The following is a 16,709-nucleotide window of genomic DNA, read 5'->3' on the forward strand; positions in this document are numbered from 1 at the left end:
TATGCCGACCGTCAATGAGTTCCTGCGCGATGAGGCGATAGCGCATTCTGTGTGGATTAGCCGGTATTCAACAGGTGTTGCAAACCGGATGGTCAAGCTGCTTAACGAAACGGATGCTGAACTGACGGCGCGCCTGCTCGATGCGCTGGATAGACTCCCGCCTGAAAGCTTCACTGTCTCCAGGCTGGAAAGTTTGCTCGGCAGCGTGCGGGAACTCAATCATCAGGCCGTCACCGCTATGCAAACCGGGCTACAGGATGAACTGGTGACGCTGGCTAAGAATGAAACCAGTTATCAGATGAGCCTGTTCGATTCGCTCCTGCCGTCACAGGTTCTTTCCCGCTATCCGATGCAGGGCATCACCGCTGATATGGTGTACGCCGCTGCGATGGCCCAACCCTTTCAGGGGCGGCTGCTGGGCGAGTGGGCGAGCAATCTGGAATCGGACAGGCTGGCGCGCATAGTTAATGCTGTGCGTCGTGGGTATCTGGCCGGTGATACGGTGGAAGCCATTGCGCGAAATGTGTGTGGCCATGCCAACAAAGACTATCGCGACGGGGCGCTGCAAATGAGCAGGGCAAACGCTGCCAGTATTGCAAAAACAGCAGTGAGTCACCTGGCGGCTACAGCGCACAACAGCTTCACCAGTGCCAACAGCGATATTGTGAAGGGCAAGCAATGGCTATCGACGCTGGACAACAAAACCAGTCACGACTGCATTATTCGCGACCTGCTGCGCTATACGCTGGAGAATAAGCCGATAGGGCACAAGGTGCCGTATTTACAGGGGCCGGGGAAAATACATTTCTGCTGTCGCTCAACCGAAACGCTGATCCTGAAGTCATGGCGGGAACTGGGCATCGATATTGATGAGATGGACGAAGGCACGCGCGCCAGCATGGACGGACAGGTTCCGGCGAAAACGACGTATCTCGAATGGCTAAAACGCCAGCCGCCGCAGCGGCAGGATCAGGTTCTTGGTTCTGAACGTGGCCGGATGTTCCGCGCAGGAGAAATCGACCTGGGGGAAATGTTTACGGACAAAGGCGAGTGGATAAGCCTCGAACAGCTCCAGGAGCGTTCCGGCGGGGTATCAACCGCTGAGTCCTCACGTTCTCTGGATGAGCTGGTGGAGTGGATGACCGGCCGCGTGGCGCAGAATGTGAAGTTCCCGGATGGTGTATCTCTGGATGAAGCGAAACAGGCAGCACAGGCGGCATTCGATGTTATCCAGCGGTTCGGGCTCCAGCCCGTTGCGGCATTCGGTAACACACTGGATGTTCCGGTAACTGCGGCAGGTGCATATGAATCATCCTCACGAACCGTGCACCTTTCCCGGTGGGCGATGGACAGCAGTGAATGGGAAAACATTCTGAAGAACAGCGCAGGAATCGACATGACAATGATGGTAAGGCCATCCGTCGCGTCATCCTCGCTGTCTCAGGGGGTGCTGGATGCTTCCCCTGCGGAATTGCCGTATGTTGCGGTGGCGTCGGTTAAGGGCTCCGTGTGGCATGAACTGGGTCACCATCTGTATTATTCCCGGCCTGAAGTTGGTGCTCTGGTTGAAAGTGCTTATGATGATGGCTGGTGGCGTGCTCTCAGCGCCTATGCCGCAGAAGCGCCGAAAGAACTTTTTGCTGAGGTCGTATCGGCGTTTATGAGCGGCCAGAATGACACTATCAACCCCGAGATCCTCCAGTGGCTGAAACAACACTCCCGTTCCTGAAAAAAGCGTCAGAGCTGGCTCACATGGAGCCATTGCCAGATGACATCATCGAACAACTGGACACTATCTGCAAAGAGGCGGGTGAGACCACGCCGGAAGGCCGAATGATCGGCATCCTGATTGGCTCGGTTTATACCCGGCTAAACAACCCTGATTAAGAGTTATACAAACACACCTAGCCCTGGCATCCGCCGGGGCTTTTTTATGGGCGAGGCCCGGCAAATCCCGAGGGGAAATTATGTTAATCCGAAATATGCTTCTGAAGTATTACGCACCAGAAAACAATGGTGAAGGTGCTGGCGGCGGTGATGGGAATCTCGAGATCACTCCTGAAATTCAGAAGATGATTGATGAGCGGGTGACCAGCGAAGTCACGGGACTGAAAACGAAAAATAGCGAACTGCTGGGCACCATCAGGCAGCAAAAAGAAAACCTTTCCCGTTTTGAAGGTATCGACCCGGACGCCGTTCGCGGCATCCTGCAACGTTTTTCCGACGATGAAGAGGCAAAGCTGATCGCCGCCGGAAAAATTGATGAGGTACTGGATAAACGAACCGAGCGTATGCGTGCTGACGTTGATAAGCAGATTAAAGCTGCAAACGAACGCGCGGATAAAGCTGAAGCATTCTCCAACAAATTCCGCGATCGCGTCCTGGGCGATGCAATCCGCGCCGCCGCTGCAAAGACGGGCGCGCTGCCGGAGGCATCCGACGACCTGATCCTGCGTGCCAAAGGCACATTCCAGCTCAACAACGAAGGCGAGGCCGTAGCGGTTGATGCAAATGGCGATGTTCTGTTCGGCAAAGATGGCAAAACCCCACTAAGCCCCCTCGAATGGGCGGAGTCTCTCAAGGAGACAGCCCCGCACCTGTTCCCGCGTGCTGAAGGTACTGGCGCGGGCGGACATAAACCGGGGAACGGCGGCGGCAGCCTGAAACGTTCCGAAATGAGCGCCAGCAATAAAGCGGAGTACATCCGTAAGCACGGCCAGCAGGCCTATCTAAAATTGCCTAAGTAAGGATTAATCAATGACTACTACTGTAAACACCGACCTGATTATCTATGACGATCTCGCGCAGACTGCATTTCTTGAGCGCCGCCAGGATAATCTGGAGGTATTTAATGCCGCCTCTAATGGCGCAATTATTCTCGATAACGAACTGATTGAAGGTGATCTGCGCAAGCGTGCTTTCTATAAAGTTGGCGGCTCTATCGAATCGCGTGACGTTAACTCCACTGACCCGGTCACGGGTAAAAAAATCGGTGCCGGTGAGTCTGTCAGCATCAAAGCGCCGTGGAAATACGGCCCGTATGAAACCACTGAAGAGGCATTTAAACGCCGTGGGCGTTCTGTTGATGAATTCTCTGAAGTGATCGGCGTTGATGTTGCTGATGCCACGCTGGAAGGCTACATCAAATATGCTCTTCAGGGGCTGATTGCCGCTATTGGCGCGAACGCCGAAATGACCGTTACTGCGGACATTGCGACTGACGGCAAGAAAACGCTGACACGTGGCCTTCGTACCTACGGCGATAAGTTCAACCGCGTTTCGCTGTTCGTCATGCACTCCACTACCTACTTTGACATTGTTGATCAGGCCATCGACAACAAAATCTACGAAGAAGCGGGCGTGGTAGTGTACGGCGGACAGCCTGGTACGTTGGGTAAGCCTGTTATGGTGACCGATACGATGCCCGTTGACGCAATTCTGGGGCTGGTGGCCGGTGCAGTCTCCGTAACAGAGTCACAGGCTCCGGGGTTCCGCTCCTACGACATCAACGACCAGGAGAACCTCGCGATCGGCTATCGTGCAGAAGGCACGGTCAACGTTGAACTGCTGGGTTATAGCTGGGATGAAACGAAGGGAGTCAACCCTGACCTGACGAAAATCGGTACTGGCGCGAACTGGAAGAAACACTTCACCAGCAACAAATCCACAGCTGGCGTGCTGATCAAGCTGGCGGCTGCAGCGGGGGAGTAACACTGTCAGCGGATAAAACCTCCGCTACTGCTGACAGTACTGATGCGGTTACGCTCTCTTTGAAATACACGCTTAATGGCGCGGGAGTCTCCGGCAAAACGGTCGCGTGGACGACAACCGGCGGCACACTGAGCACGGCAAGTTCGCAAACCGGCTCTGCGGGTGGCGCTACGGTGAAACTGACCTCAGACACGGCCGGAACCTTTACGGTCACCGGAACGGTTGAGGGGGTAGCGAAAACCAGCGAACAAATCACCTTCACAGCGCCGTCTGGCGATTAATAAATGGGGCGAAAGCCCCATAACCCGGATGCTTCGATGATTATTACCGATATCACATCCCCTGATGCAAACAGCTACGCCAGCGAAGCAGATTTGATGGCGTTCGCTGCGTTACGGGATATCGAATTGCCAGAATCGCTCGCAGCTTTGTTGATAAAGGCAATGGATTACCTAGAGGGGCTGGACTGGGTTGGTTCAAAGACCGACTTGCGCCAGCCGTTGTCGTGGCCGCGAATGAATGTCGTTATTGATGACCACGATTTTCCTCCGGGTGAGTTACCGCGTCAGGTCATTACTGCACAGTGCATGCTGGCGGTTGAGGCTATTGATGGCGATTTGCTTACCAGTGTGCGTGAGGCCGCTGTAAAAACTGAGCGTGTGGAGGGCGCTGTCACCACGACATACGCGGTCGCTGACGGAGAGGTCTTTACTCCATCTTACCCTGCTGTAATGGCGCTGCTAGGCGACCTCGCTGGTGGTCGTGGTTACGCCATCAATGCATTTGCAGAGAGGGCCTGATATGGCGATTGATTACCAACGTATGCAGGCCAGAACAACCCGCATGCTCAGGAAGAACGGCGCGACGTACAACGTCACTCGCAAGGGCTCAGTAACTGTAGTCGGGGGCATTGAGCATAAAACTGATGCGGTACAGTTCTTCGCGGTGGGCGTGAAGACCGAATACTCGCCGGGCGAAATTGATGGAACGGTCATCATTAACGGCGATGCGCGGATCGTCTTTACGGCGGAGCAGGAAATTAAAATCGGTGACCTGGTGGATATCGACGGTATGCAACACCGTGTAATCAAACCGAACCCGGCAAAACCTGCCTCACTGGTGCTCTGCTATAAAGCGCAACTGAGGGCTTAGTATGGGGGATAACGCCGCATTTATGGCTGAAATCACGGCATTCGTGAATAAGGCTAAAGCCAATCAGGATCAGGTTGTTCGTGCTGCTGGCTTGCGGATTCTCGGGCAGTTAGTCCAAATGTCGCCCGTTGATACCGGGCGTTTTCGTGGTAACTGGCTGGTGGGGTTCGACAATCCGCCCGGCGGCACACTGGCGGAGGTTGACAGGGACGGCGCGCAAACCATCGCGCGCGGTGCGCTGGTGATAGATCAATTCAAGGTTGGTACGACGGCTGTTTATTTTACAAACAACCTTCCTTATGCCTATCCGCTTGAAATGGGGCATTCACAGCAAGCGCCGGGCGGTATGGTTCGAATCACTGTCGCCGATTTTCAACGGTTCTTTGACGCTGCTGTAATGGAGGTTAAGCCGTGATCCCCGACATTTCTGCCACTCTTAATGCCTACCTCGGCCGCTGGGCGGATCAGCATGGTGTACCACTATTCCTCGATAACATTACAGCCGACAAACCAGCAGAGACGTATCTGGAGGCATACGAGCTACCAGCGACGCCTCAGACTCTCGATCTTGGCATGACGTGCCACGTTTACACGGGCATTTATCAGGTGAACATCGTCATTCCTGCCGGTGCTGGCACCGCGCAAGGGCGTTACCTGGCGCGCAAAGTTGCTTCTATTTTCCTGGAAGGACAGAGCATATCCGGTGACGGCTTTCGGTGCTGGATAAGCGCCCCACCAGCGATCTTCGCCGGGGTACTGAACAGCAGAAAAACCAATTACTCGATCCCGGTCAGTATTCGCTACCGGGTAGACACCACCAGCTAAGCCGCCTACGTGAAGGGCGGTTTTTTATTTCCATTTTAAATAAGGGGGCTACATGGCCTTTGCCTTGCCTACTGGCGCTACTATTCAGATGGGTTCTGAGTTTGGCGAACCAATTGCAGTAACCGCCGTCTCTAACGAGAAGGGGGCCGTTTTCTCCTGTGGCACTGGTCACGGACTCGTTGAGGGTGACGAGGTTCTAATCTCTTCAACCTGGCCGCTGATTAACTACCTTGTGGCGCGCGTCACTGGTGCTGACGATACCACCGTTACGATTGGCGTCATTGACTCCACGGACACCAACTATTTCCCGAAGGGGAACGGTGTCGGCACCCTGACCAAGATCACCGCGTGGACGCTGATTCCACAGATTACCGAGCTGGCCCAGTCTGGTGGCGATCAGCAATACGTACAGATTCAGTTTTTAGAGGATGACCGCCAGCGCAACCTCGCGACGTTTAAGGCGGCGAAAACTCAAACCATCACAATGGCGCATGATTCAAGTTTGCCAATCTATCCGATCCTCACGCTCGCTGATCGCCGCGGCGATACCAAGCCGCTGAAAATGTATGTACCGAAAGCGACGGAAACGCGCTATTGGTCCGGTACTCCATCTTTCGACCCTCAGCCGACAACCGCAATCAACGCGGTTGAAACAGTTCAAATCTCCCTGGCGATCAAGTCCGTTGATATGACTTTCTACAAAGACGCCGCCGCTTAATCTCATGCTAACCGCCCCGGAAACGGGGCAACAAGGAATAATCATGGCTACCAAGTTCACACTGCAACCAGCCCCTACTTTTAAAGCTGATGTGAAGATCCCGCGCGCTGGCGCCGAAGATGGGGAGCTTACTTTCACATTCAAGCACATGCCGCTAGACCAGCTTTCTCAACTGGAAAAGCTGGACGGAAAAACAGCGCTCGACTTCATCACAGATATCACGGCGGCCTGGGCTTTGCCAGAGAAGTTCACGCGGGAAAACCTCGAAGTGTTGATGAACAACTACCCCGGCGCGCTGAAGTCCATCACAGCGACGTACTACCGCGAATTGCTGGGGAATCGCGAAAAAAACTGATAGCGGTTGCCTCGGCATACTATACGCCTGAGCCGTCAGCCGACGAGCTGGCCGCGTTCGGCCTGACCGCCGACGACTACACAGAGGAAGAGCAAACCGTTGATGTGTGGCCGGATAACTGGCCCGCTTTTCTCATATTCCAGAGTATGGGGACGCAGTGGCGATCCGGTGTTGGTGGCGTTACCGGGCTTGATTACAACGTCTTACCCTGGCTGATGAAGATAAACGGCGTAAAGGACGAGGCAGCCGCATTAAACGATATCCGCATAATGGAGCGCGCCGCACTGGCTAAGATCCATGAAGAACAGGGGGCGTAATGTCTGACATTGCAACGATATCCCTACGGGTTAATACCTCCGATCTTGAGCGAGGGAATCAGGCGCTTGATGACTTTCAAAAAGCGGCCGGCACCGCGGCTAAGAAATCAGACGACCTAAACGCCAGCTTTAGAAGTGGGAACGGCGGCGCCAAGCAAGCCGCCGATGGCCTACGTGAGCAGAAGCGAGAGCTTCAGGATCTGCTGAATAAAATCAGCCCTGTTAACCGAGCGCTCAACGAGCTGGATAGCATCCAGGAAAGCCTCTCAAAGTTCCGCAACAAAGGGCTGGTAGGGGATGAAGATTTTGGCCGTTACAATGGCGTTTTAGAGGCCACTCGCTCAAAGCTGGCGCAGGTCTTGGAGTCTGAAACGGCAGAAGGCCGGGCCCGGCAGGAGCTGGCCCGGGAGACTGAGCGCGCTGCTGCTGCGAATGACCGTTTTTTAAAGTCACTTACAGACCAGGCCGCCACTTTCAGGGGCAGTAATGCGGATATTGCTGAGTATCGCGCCGCCCAGATGGGCATTGCAGAGCAGGCAGCGCCAATTATTGCCCAAATGAGGCAGCAAGAGACGGCTCTCAAGGTTGAGGCCGAGCAGCGCCGGATCGTAAAGCAAGCGATTGTAGAAATGGAGGCGGCAGAACGAGCAGAAGCGGCAGAGGTAAGCCGCGCACAGCGCGCCAGAGAGTCCTTTGTTGAAACGCTAGAGCGCGAGGTCAACGCGATCGGGAAAAGCCGCACCGAGCTATTGGCTCTTAAAGCGGCTGAGCTTGGCGTTAGCGATCAAAGCGCGCCGTTGATTGCTCGTTTACGTGAGCAGGACGACGCCTGGAAGCGCGGCGAGATAAGCGCCGGGCAGTATCGCCAGGCGATGCGCTTGCTACCGGCTCAGATCACCGATGTGGTGACTTCTCTCGCCAGCGGCTCGCCAGTGTGGCTGGTGGCTATCCAGCAAGGCGGCCAGATTAAAGACTCATTTGGCGGCGTCAGCAATGCTACAAAAGTGCTGCTGTCCTTCCTTAACCCCATGAATGTGGCGATCGGCTTGGTCGCCTTGGGATTCGGCGCGCTGGCGCTCAAAGTTGCTGATAACAGGAAAGAGCTGGCCGAGTCTGCAAAAGCTGTGCAGGACAATATTGGCGTGACGGGCGATTTTGCCGAGAAATTGGCCGTTAACATACGCAATATAGCTGATACATCCGGCCAGACGGCGGACGCAGTTTCTAAAGCCTTCATCTCAACCAATGACGGCGCGGGCCAGGCCGTAGACAAGTTAATAGCGGTTGGTGTGAGTTATCAGGATGCAAAAACCAGAGTCGAGCAGTACAAAGAATCTGGCGACTTCACATCGCTTAATTCACTGATTGAACAGCATAAATTAAAAATCGCGGGAATTGCTGATCAGTGGACTGACGCCGCTGTAAAAGTGAGAAATTACTACACGGCCGCAGATAAAGGGCCGCAAGGTGTGGCGCTGGGTGGTGCGATTGACGGCGGAATAGTTGCCGCCGGATCGGCAAAGTCTTTGCTGGCGGATATCACCGGCGCCCAGCGGACATACCAGGAAGATGTGAAGAAAACCGCTGAGTCAACGGAGTCTCTTTACTTATCCCTTGATCGCGTAGCCAGCGCACAGAAGAACCTTGTTGATGCGCAGAAGAACCTCAACAAGATACGGCAGACCGGCGACAAAGAGACAATATCGCAAGCCGAGCGCATTGTTGTATTGCGTCAGCAGGAGTTAGCCAGCGCCATGAAGGCGCAAACGCCACGCAGTAAAACGCGCGATCCAAATGCTACTCAGGACAAGCAGGATCTGGACCTACAGCGGCAGACGCTGGCACTCCAGGTTCAGCTTGACGTGATGGGTAAGCAGCAAGCCCTGGGCGGGGTAATTAGCCAGCAGCGGCGCGACCTGTTAACTACAGAGTCTGAGATCTCGATACTGACTGAGAAAGCCCAAAAAGAGGGGCTTAACCAGCAGGAGCAAATCAGGCTGGCGGCCGATAAACGGACGCTTTCGGAGCGTGAGACGCTGGCGGCGCTGGGTGACCAGTACGAGCAGAAAAAGCGTTTGCAGGAGCTGGATAAACAGGCTAGCAAGTTTGAAGAGCAGCAGCGCGCCAAACAAGCGGCGATAGATGCCCAGGCCAGCGGGAAATCGAGCACAGAGGCTCAGCGCGACGCCGAGAGGGCGAGAATCGGCGAGCAGTACGCCGATAACCCAGACGCCCGCGACAGAGCGTTAAGGGCCGCAGAGGAAACCTATAAAAAGCAGGATGATCTGCAAAGTAATTGGTTGGCCGGCGCAAAAAGCGCATGGACTGAATATTACGACACTGCAACCAACGTTTATCAGTCAGTGCATAACGTGGCGGCGTCTGCATTCAGCGGGCTAAACGGTATGCTTGACGATCTGGTTTTAACCGGCAAGACCAGTTTTAAGAGCTTTGCCGCCTCGATGCTCAAAATGATCGCTCAAGTTATCGATCAGCTGCTTATCGCTTACGCCATTCAATCGGCCTTGGGTTGGATAACGGGAAGTTCAAGCGGCGGCAGTACGCCATCCGGCGCTTACACTGGTGCAGCTGCGAATCTGACTTTTAGCGGCGGCGGATATACTGGGGACGGCGGTAAGTATCAGCCAAAAGGCGTGGTGCACGGCGGTGAGTTCGTGTTCACCAAAGAGGCCACCAGCGCATTAGGTATCGATAACCTTTACTCCCTAATGAGAAGCGCGCAGGGATATGCTAACGGCGGTTACGTCGGCAGTGCCCCAATGACCGGTTTAAAAGGTGGGAGCGGTGCCGCGGGCTTTGCCCCAGTGTTTAGCACCACGGTAAATATTGATTCAGATGGCGGCGCGTCCTCGAAGTCCAGCGATGGTGGTGACGCAATGGGCAGGGCTCTTGCTGCTGAACTACAGAATGCAGCTTTGCAGGTGGTTCAAAAGCAAGTTAAAAATGGCGGCATCATTTACAACTTTGTTAAAGGAAGATAACCCGCTACGGCGGTTTTTTTTATGGGGGTTTTATGGCTGTAGAAACTTACAAGTGGCCTATGCAGCTGGGCGCCGGTGCCATCAAATATAGTCAGTCTTTGCGGACGGCTCAGTTTGGCGATGGATATGAGCAAGTCGCCGACAACGGCATTAACTCTACAGCGATAGAGATCCCGATGGTATTCACTGGCGCTGATAACGACGTCAACGAGGTGCGGGCGTTTTTGCTGGCGCATACAGTAAAGGCGTTCATCATCACCCCGCCAGGCGAGGAAAAGGGGCTTTATCGGGTTGTTTCGGATTCAATCAATAAGCAGCAATTCAGCAGCGTCGTATCGCAACTGACATTCACGATTAAGCGCGCATATGGAGTGTATAGCTAATGGCACTTATTGATCTGGCTGCATCGCTCGCGCCCGGCGGCCGTGTTCGTTTAGTTGAAGTTGATGGTTCAGAGTTTAGCGCCGGAATTCATCGATTCCATTACAGCCCGTTTCCGCATACGCCGGAAGAAATCGACGCGGCCGGTGGTGAAGAGGACAAGCTGGGGCCAAAGCCAATAATCTGGAATGGCGATGCTTATGATTTTTGGCCGTTTCAGGTTGCGGATCTGGAGCTATCCACAGACCAGGCGGCAGAGCCAAGTCTGACAGTATCAAATCTCGATGGCACAATTTCTGCGCTGTGCTTGCAGTTTAAAGACATGGTTAACGCGAAAGTGACCATTATCGACACTTACGCGATCTATCTTGATGCTGATAACTATCCCGGAGGTGTTAACGCGACAGCCGATCCGACGATGTTTACCGCACAAACATTTTGGCTTGATACCAAATCTGCTGAAGATGATGAAACCGTCACCTGGACGCTCAGCAGCCCGGCAGATCTTCAAAACATGCTGATTCCAACCAGGCAGATTACATCGCTTTGTGAATGGGCATTGCGCGGCCAATACCGCAGCGGCGACGGATGCACTTACAACGGGACCGCGTATTTTGACGCGAAAGGCAACGCCGTTGCAGATCCGGCGCTCGATGACTGTGGCGGCTGCCTCAGTGACTGCCGCAAGCGTTTTGGCGCCAATATGGCTGACCCAAACGCGGCGATCCTCGACTTTGGCGGCTATCCAAGCTCGGTTTTAATATCGCAGTAAGGCTCTTTATGAACAAAAAAATAATGGCAGAAATCCGGGCTCATGCACTGGAGGACTCGCCGCGGGAGTGTTGCGGCTTTGTCATCCGTGTTGGCCGGAGTCTGATCTATATGCGCGTACCGAATACCCATGAAAACCCCGCAGAGCATTTCCGCATTGACGCCGGCCAATGGGTTACTGCCGAGGATTTGGGCGAGATAATCAGGGTCATCCACTCTCACCCCGGAGACGGCGCCCGCGCTATTCCGTCAGACCGGGATCGGCAGCAATGCGATCAATCCGGCGTTGTGTGGGGAATCTACGCGCCGGACTGCAACGACTACGCCGAAATCACGCCAGCGTCAGCGCCGTTGATTGGCCGCCCGTTCATCCTCGGTTCGTATGACTGCTGGGGGCTGGTGATGGATTGGCATCGCGCCCAGGGTGTCATGCTTAACGATTTTCGCGTCGATTACCCGTGGTGGGAAACGCAGTACCCGGACGATCTCTATTTTGATAACTGGGAGCGAGAGGGGTTTGTTGAATGCGACCCGGCGCCGGGCTGTATGGTCATCATGCAGGTGCAGTCGAATAAATGGAATCACGCGGGGATCATAACCGAGCAAGGGGAGTTATTGCATCACCTTTACGGGCGCTTATCTGAGGTTACGCCGTACGCCCGCGGCTATTTCAAAGAACGAACCGTGATCTGTGTTCGGCACCGTGATTTACCTAAGGAGGTCAAGCCGTGGCGCGTCTAACCACAATTCGGCTATATGGGGCGCTGGGCGCTCTTTTCGGGCGTGTTCATCGGCTTGCCGTGAAAACATCTGCTGAAGCAGTAAAAGCGCTCTCCGTGAATCTGGATGGCTTTGAAAGCTATCTGTTAAACGCTAAAAAAAACGGGATGGTTTTTGCGGTGTTCAGGGGGAAAAAAAATATTGGCGTCGACGATTACAAAAACCTTTCTGGCGATAGTGACATACGCATAGCGCCGATCATGGAAGGTTCTAAGAAAGGCGGTGTATTTCAGACCATATTAGGGGCTGTGCTGGTGGTCGTTGGGGTTGTCGTAACGGGCCTATCTTATGGGTGGGCTTCTCCGGTTGGTGGTGCTCTGATATCTGCGGGAGCCGGGATGATGGCTGGGGGTATTTACCAGATGCTATCTCCGCAGGCGAAAGGCCTACAGAGCAGGCAGGATGCAGACAACAAGCCATCTTACGCTTTTGGCAGCGCGGTTAACACGACCGCTATGGGAAATCCGATCCCTATTCTCTACGGTGAAAGAGAGATTGGTGGTGCAATTTTGAGCGCAGGTATTACAGCGGAAGATATTTAACCGTGACCAATCTCTAATCGATTGATAAGATTCATCCTATTCAATCTGTGAGAAGTCTAAAATGAAAAAAATTATCTTTGTTACATCTCTATTGCTTCTATCTGGGTGCGATAATAAGTTTCAACTATCGAAATTACTCCCGCCTAAAGATAAGCCGTCAATAGCTGAAATGATATCGTCAGGACAGCAGGAAATGGCGTCAGAGTGTAAAGCGGGAGTTATTTCATTTAATTGCGAATTTCTTACCAAAGACCTTGTTGATCCAGATAAGTGGCATCACACCAAACTTTACTTAAACAATAACGGCAAAGTCGATATGGATATTGATGGAAAGGCTTATTTTCAGGATAGCGTTGAAAGCGATACTTTCTCAGGCCAGGAAACAACCTCTTATTCATTGACGTCTGCTGACGGTGAGCGAGGCGAGGTTAGAGTGGTTAGAACTAACTCTAGTGCATCATTGAATTTTGACGCTTATCATTTAGGTGGCAAGCGGTATGTTATGGGTGGCGCAAAACTCATGTAGTCACTCCGGTGGCTATTTGATTGCCCCTTGCTGCTGTTAATTAATAGTAATTTGAACTAACCCGCTACGGCGGGTTTTTTTATGGGTGCAATATGGCAACAATCATAGGCTCAAAGGGTGGAAGCCAAAAGACACACACGCCAGTAGAGCAGCCAGACAGTGCGCAATCTTTAGCGCGTTGTCGAATTTTACTGGCGCTGGGTGAGGGCGAGTTTGCTGGTGGCCTCGATGCGACAAAAGTATATCTTGATGGCACACCGCTGGCGAACGACGACGGCACAATGAACTTTGAAAACGTGACGTGGGATTTTCGCCCAGGCACGCAGACGCAGGATCATATTGCGGGCTTCCCGGCGGTTGAGAACGAAATTAGCGTTGGCGTATCGCTGACCACAGAGGAATCATTCGTTCGCGCCATCAACAATACTCAGCTTGATGCTGTGCTGGTGCGCATGGGGATAAACGGCCTCCAGCAGCAGGAAACGGACGGCGACATTGTGGGCGCCACAGTGTCCTACCACATCGACGTTTCAACCGATGGTGGAGCATATCAAACCGTACTGAATAAAACGGTCACCGAGAAGCTGAGCACGCTCTACGAGATAACGCACCGCATCAACTTGCCAAAGGCCACTTTTGGCTGGCAAATCCGTGTTGTCCGAGATACCGCCGACAGCACTAGCCAGCTCCTGCAAAATAAAACGCAGATCCAGGCGCTGACAGAAGTCATAGACGCGCGCTTACGCTATCCACTCACGGCGTTACTGTACGTTTCCTTTAATGCGAAATCATTCAGCAACATTCCGAAAATCTCCTGCAAGCCGAAAGGTCGCATTATCCGTATTCCGGCGAACTATGACCCGGTAGCGCGAACTTATACCGGTTCGTGGGATGGAACATTTAAATGGGGATGGACAAATAACCCGGCGTGGATCTGGCTTGATGTGCTGACAGAGCCCCGCTTTGGCCTTGGCCGTCGCGTCACCGTTGATATGCTCGACAAATGGGAGTTGTACCGTATTGCGCAGCGCTGCGATCAGCTTGTGCCGGATGGCAAAGGCGGGAGCGGCTACGAGCCCCGTTTTCTGTATGACGTTTATATTCAGTCTCAGGCTGACGCATGGCAGGTTATAAGGGATATTGCAGCAGGTTTCAGCGGCATGACGTTTTGGGGAAACAACATGTTTAATGTTGTTTCTGATATGCCAGCAGATACATCAAAGCTACAGATCCTGACCCGGGCCGCGGTAATCGGCAAGCCAACATATTCAAGCGGCAGCGAGAAAAACCGCTTTAGCTCGGCCCTGATTAACTACAGCGACCCAAACAACCACTATCAGGACCGTACCACGGCGGTGATGTTTCCCGACCTGGTGAAGCAGTTTAAATTTAAGCAAACGCAGATTACGGCAATTGGTTGTACGCGAGAGAGCGAAGCGCAGCGGCGCGGCAGTTGGGCCGTTTACTCCAACTATCTGGACCGAATGATCAGCGTAACAACAGGCCTCGACGGTTATGTTTTCATCCCTGGCACTGTGTTTGCCTTTGCTGATGAACGTCTCGCCGGCCGCGTGTACGGCGGCCGCGTGACAGGCTATGACGAGCGAATCAACGCAGTCATGACAGACCGCGGGACAAGCGCTACCGCGGGCGACACTCTGATGATTCGCACCACTGGCGGGACGGTTGAAAGCCGGGTGATTCAGGCTGTTAACGGTACACAGCTGATCGTTGCCAGCCGCTTTAGCTCTCCACCAGCAAACGATGCTGTTTTCGTGATTGATGCCGGCCAGCTGCGCTTGCAGTATTTCAGAGTGACGAACCTCAAATTCAATGACGAGGAGAACACTTTTACAATCACGGCCGTTGAGTATAACGCATCAAAATATGATGCCGTTGATAACAACGCGCGCCTCGATACGCCGCCAATCAGCCTTATTCCTACAGGGATCGTCGCCCAGCCGCGAAACATCCTGGTCACAAGTTACGACGCGGTGCAGCAAGGCCAGCGTTCGGCGACGTTGGTTGCATCCTGGGATGCTCCACAGGATAAGAACGGAAAGCCACAGGCTGATATTGTCGCCTACCAGGTGCAGTGGAAGCGCGGCGAAAATGAATGGATCAATTTGCCGGAAACCGGGTTACGCAACATCGAGGTAAACGGGATTTTTGAAGGTGATTACCTTGTCCGCGTTCGGGCCATCAATACCGGCGGCGCGTCAAGTCTGTGGGCCACGTCGGCATTAACGCACCTTAAAGGGCGAATAGGCGATGTTCCTAAGCCCGTAGGTTTGCGCACTACGTCGATAAACTGGGGTATTCAAATCGATTGGGCATTCCCGGCCGACACAGGCGACACGCTATTTACAGAGCTGCAATATTCCGTGAATGGTAACGGCGATAATCAGCAGCTTTTGGCCGATGTTCCATACCCACAGCGGACATATACACAGATGGGTTTAAAGGCTGGCGTTGAATTCTGGTATCGGGCCCGATTAGTTGACCGAATCGGCAACCAGAGCGATTGGACGGGGTGGATTAGAGGGACGTCAAACGGTGAGGCCGATGATTACCTGGGCGATATCGCCAACGATTTCCTGACATCAAAAGACGGTGATGCGTTGACGAGCCAGATTGATCAGAACGTCGAAGGCATACTGCAAAACGCCCTGGCGAACAATGCCACTATCGATCACCAGTGGGCGCAGTATGGCACCGTTCGCGCGGACATTCTCGTTGTTAAAACGACGATTGCCGATGTAGCCAACTCAATGGCCGAGCTATCGACAACCGTACAGGCCCAGGTAGACGACGTCGTAGCAACGCTAGAGGACAAGCTGACGGCCGTTGTTGATGTCGATGGCGCATCGGCTATTCACACGCTAAAAGTCGGTGTGAGGATTGATGATGTTTACTATGGCGCGGGAATGTCCGTTGCCGTTGTTGCCGATGCCGGGCAGCCAGTGATAACCAGGATTGGGTTTAACGCCAACCAGCTCGTATTAATGAGCGGCGAGGGTGACGCGCAATATTCACCGTTTGCGGTTATCAACGGGCAGGTGTTTATCAGTGATGCCTTTATCCAATACGGACAAATTACATTAGCGAAAATTGGAGAACTTAGGTCTGCAAATTACGTAGCAGGGCAGACGGGCACAATTATGAAATCAGATGGCACGTTCGAGATAAACGGCGGCGTCGCTGGTGAGGGTGCAATGAAGATAACTAATGTGACACAGAGCGTTAAGGATGAAAATAACGTACTCCGTGTACAGATTGGGAAGATTACAGGGGTCTTTTAATGTCCTGGGGTGTTCAAACATGGGATGCAAACGGCGTCCCTAATAACTATGGAATAAAGCCTGTTTCTGTCTACGGTACAATATTACTTTCTGACGGGCAAAAAACAGGGTCGTGGTCAATTACCGTTCCTGCTGGGTTGAGGCTAAATTATTATCACGTTGCCAATACCTCGGAAACAAGTAATGTCGGCCTCGGCAATGGCAGGAGAAGAATAACTGTATCAGGTAATTCAATAATTGTATCTTCTGCCGGTGACACGGAATATGCTGCTGATACCTATCAAGCGGCGCGGGCTTTTTTAGTAATTACGATAGAGAAAACATAGA

General features: G+C 53.2%; 19 protein-coding genes and 1 pseudogene. All 20 read left to right on the top strand.

Going from position 1 to position 16,709, the window contains the following annotated elements:
- Window position 1: 1 nt before the first annotated feature.
- Window positions 2–1,087: pseudogene (locus H7R56_RS10020) on the top strand (hypothetical protein); the annotation flags it as partial.
- A gap of 614 nt (window positions 1,088–1,701) precedes the next feature.
- A complete protein-coding gene (locus H7R56_RS10025) occupies window positions 1,702–1,887 on the top strand; it encodes a hypothetical protein (protein WP_182928627.1) in 186 nt (61 codons plus the stop codon).
- 80 nt (window positions 1,888–1,967) lie between these two features.
- Window positions 1,968–2,747 (top strand): hypothetical protein, encoded by a 780-nt coding sequence (locus tag H7R56_RS10030; RefSeq protein WP_182928628.1) that lies wholly within the window; start codon window positions 1,968–1,970, stop codon window positions 2,745–2,747.
- A gap of 10 nt (window positions 2,748–2,757) precedes the next feature.
- Window positions 2,758–3,711, top strand: a complete 954-nt coding sequence (locus H7R56_RS10035; protein ID WP_182928629.1) for a major capsid protein — start codon at window positions 2,758–2,760, stop codon at window positions 3,709–3,711.
- Window positions 3,712–3,713: 2 nt separating this feature from the next.
- On the top strand, window positions 3,714–3,992 hold the full coding sequence (locus H7R56_RS10040; protein WP_227674740.1) for an Ig-like domain-containing protein: 279 nt from the start codon (window positions 3,714–3,716) through the stop codon (window positions 3,990–3,992).
- A 36-nt stretch (window positions 3,993–4,028) separates the two neighbouring features.
- Window positions 4,029–4,511 carry a DnaT-like ssDNA-binding protein gene (locus H7R56_RS10045; protein ID WP_182928630.1) on the top strand — a complete coding sequence of 161 codons (483 nt, stop codon included), beginning with the start codon at window positions 4,029–4,031 and terminating at the stop codon, window positions 4,509–4,511.
- Between the two features lies 1 nt (window position 4,512).
- Window positions 4,513–4,863 (top strand): hypothetical protein, encoded by a 351-nt coding sequence (locus H7R56_RS10050; RefSeq protein WP_182928631.1) that lies wholly within the window; start codon window positions 4,513–4,515, stop codon window positions 4,861–4,863.
- A 1-nt stretch (window position 4,864) separates the two neighbouring features.
- Window positions 4,865–5,278: an HK97 gp10 family phage protein gene (locus H7R56_RS10055; protein WP_182928632.1), complete on the top strand. Its 414-nt coding sequence runs from the start codon at window positions 4,865–4,867 to the stop codon at window positions 5,276–5,278.
- Window positions 5,275–5,688, top strand: a complete 414-nt coding sequence (locus tag H7R56_RS10060) for a phage tail terminator-like protein (RefSeq protein ID WP_182928633.1) — start codon at window positions 5,275–5,277, stop codon at window positions 5,686–5,688. Before H7R56_RS10055 ends, H7R56_RS10060 begins: the two co-directional genes overlap by 4 nt.
- A 52-nt stretch (window positions 5,689–5,740) precedes the next feature.
- A complete protein-coding gene (locus tag H7R56_RS10065; RefSeq protein ID WP_182928634.1) occupies window positions 5,741–6,406 on the top strand; it encodes a phage tail protein in 666 nt (221 codons plus the stop codon).
- Between the two features lie 43 nt (window positions 6,407–6,449).
- Window positions 6,450–6,761, top strand: coding sequence for a phage tail assembly chaperone (locus H7R56_RS10070; RefSeq protein ID WP_182928635.1), 312 nt, complete (start codon window positions 6,450–6,452; stop codon window positions 6,759–6,761).
- Window positions 6,762–6,823: 62 nt separating this feature from the next.
- On the top strand, window positions 6,824–7,078 hold the full coding sequence (locus H7R56_RS10075) for a DUF1799 domain-containing protein (RefSeq protein ID WP_227674741.1): 255 nt from the start codon (window positions 6,824–6,826) through the stop codon (window positions 7,076–7,078).
- Entirely contained in the window at window positions 7,078–10,080 is a 3,003-nt protein-coding gene (locus H7R56_RS10080; RefSeq protein ID WP_182928636.1) for a phage tail tape measure protein, read from the top strand. Before H7R56_RS10075 ends, H7R56_RS10080 begins: the two co-directional genes overlap by 1 nt.
- A gap of 32 nt (window positions 10,081–10,112) precedes the next feature.
- Window positions 10,113–10,463 carry a phage tail protein gene (locus H7R56_RS10085; protein ID WP_182928637.1) on the top strand — a complete coding sequence of 117 codons (351 nt, stop codon included), beginning with the start codon at window positions 10,113–10,115 and terminating at the stop codon, window positions 10,461–10,463.
- Entirely contained in the window at window positions 10,463–11,233 is a 771-nt protein-coding gene (locus H7R56_RS10090; protein WP_182928638.1) for a phage minor tail protein L, read from the top strand. The genes H7R56_RS10085 and H7R56_RS10090 overlap by 1 nt, the downstream gene beginning before the upstream one ends.
- Window positions 11,234–11,256: 23 nt before the next feature.
- Window positions 11,257–11,973 (top strand): C40 family peptidase, encoded by a 717-nt coding sequence (locus H7R56_RS10095; protein WP_227674742.1) that lies wholly within the window; start codon window positions 11,257–11,259, stop codon window positions 11,971–11,973.
- Window positions 11,961–12,554: a tail assembly protein gene (locus H7R56_RS10100; RefSeq protein ID WP_182928640.1), complete on the top strand. Its 594-nt coding sequence runs from the start codon at window positions 11,961–11,963 to the stop codon at window positions 12,552–12,554. The genes H7R56_RS10095 and H7R56_RS10100 overlap by 13 nt, the downstream gene beginning before the upstream one ends.
- Window positions 12,555–12,615: 61 nt before the next feature.
- Window positions 12,616–13,080, top strand: a complete 465-nt coding sequence (locus H7R56_RS10105) for a hypothetical protein (RefSeq protein WP_182928641.1) — start codon at window positions 12,616–12,618, stop codon at window positions 13,078–13,080.
- Between the two features lie 92 nt (window positions 13,081–13,172).
- Window positions 13,173–16,382 carry a TipJ family phage tail tip protein gene (locus H7R56_RS10110; protein WP_182928642.1) on the top strand — a complete coding sequence of 1,070 codons (3,210 nt, stop codon included), beginning with the start codon at window positions 13,173–13,175 and terminating at the stop codon, window positions 16,380–16,382.
- Window positions 16,382–16,708 (top strand): hypothetical protein, encoded by a 327-nt coding sequence (locus tag H7R56_RS10115; RefSeq protein WP_182928643.1) that lies wholly within the window; start codon window positions 16,382–16,384, stop codon window positions 16,706–16,708. The genes H7R56_RS10110 and H7R56_RS10115 overlap by 1 nt, the downstream gene beginning before the upstream one ends.
- Window position 16,709 lies beyond the last annotated feature (1 nt).

Origin of the sequence: Klebsiella sp. WP3-W18-ESBL-02 (genome assembly GCF_014168815.1) — a bacterium.
Lineage (GTDB): Bacteria > Pseudomonadota > Gammaproteobacteria > Enterobacterales > Enterobacteriaceae > Kluyvera > Kluyvera ascorbata_B.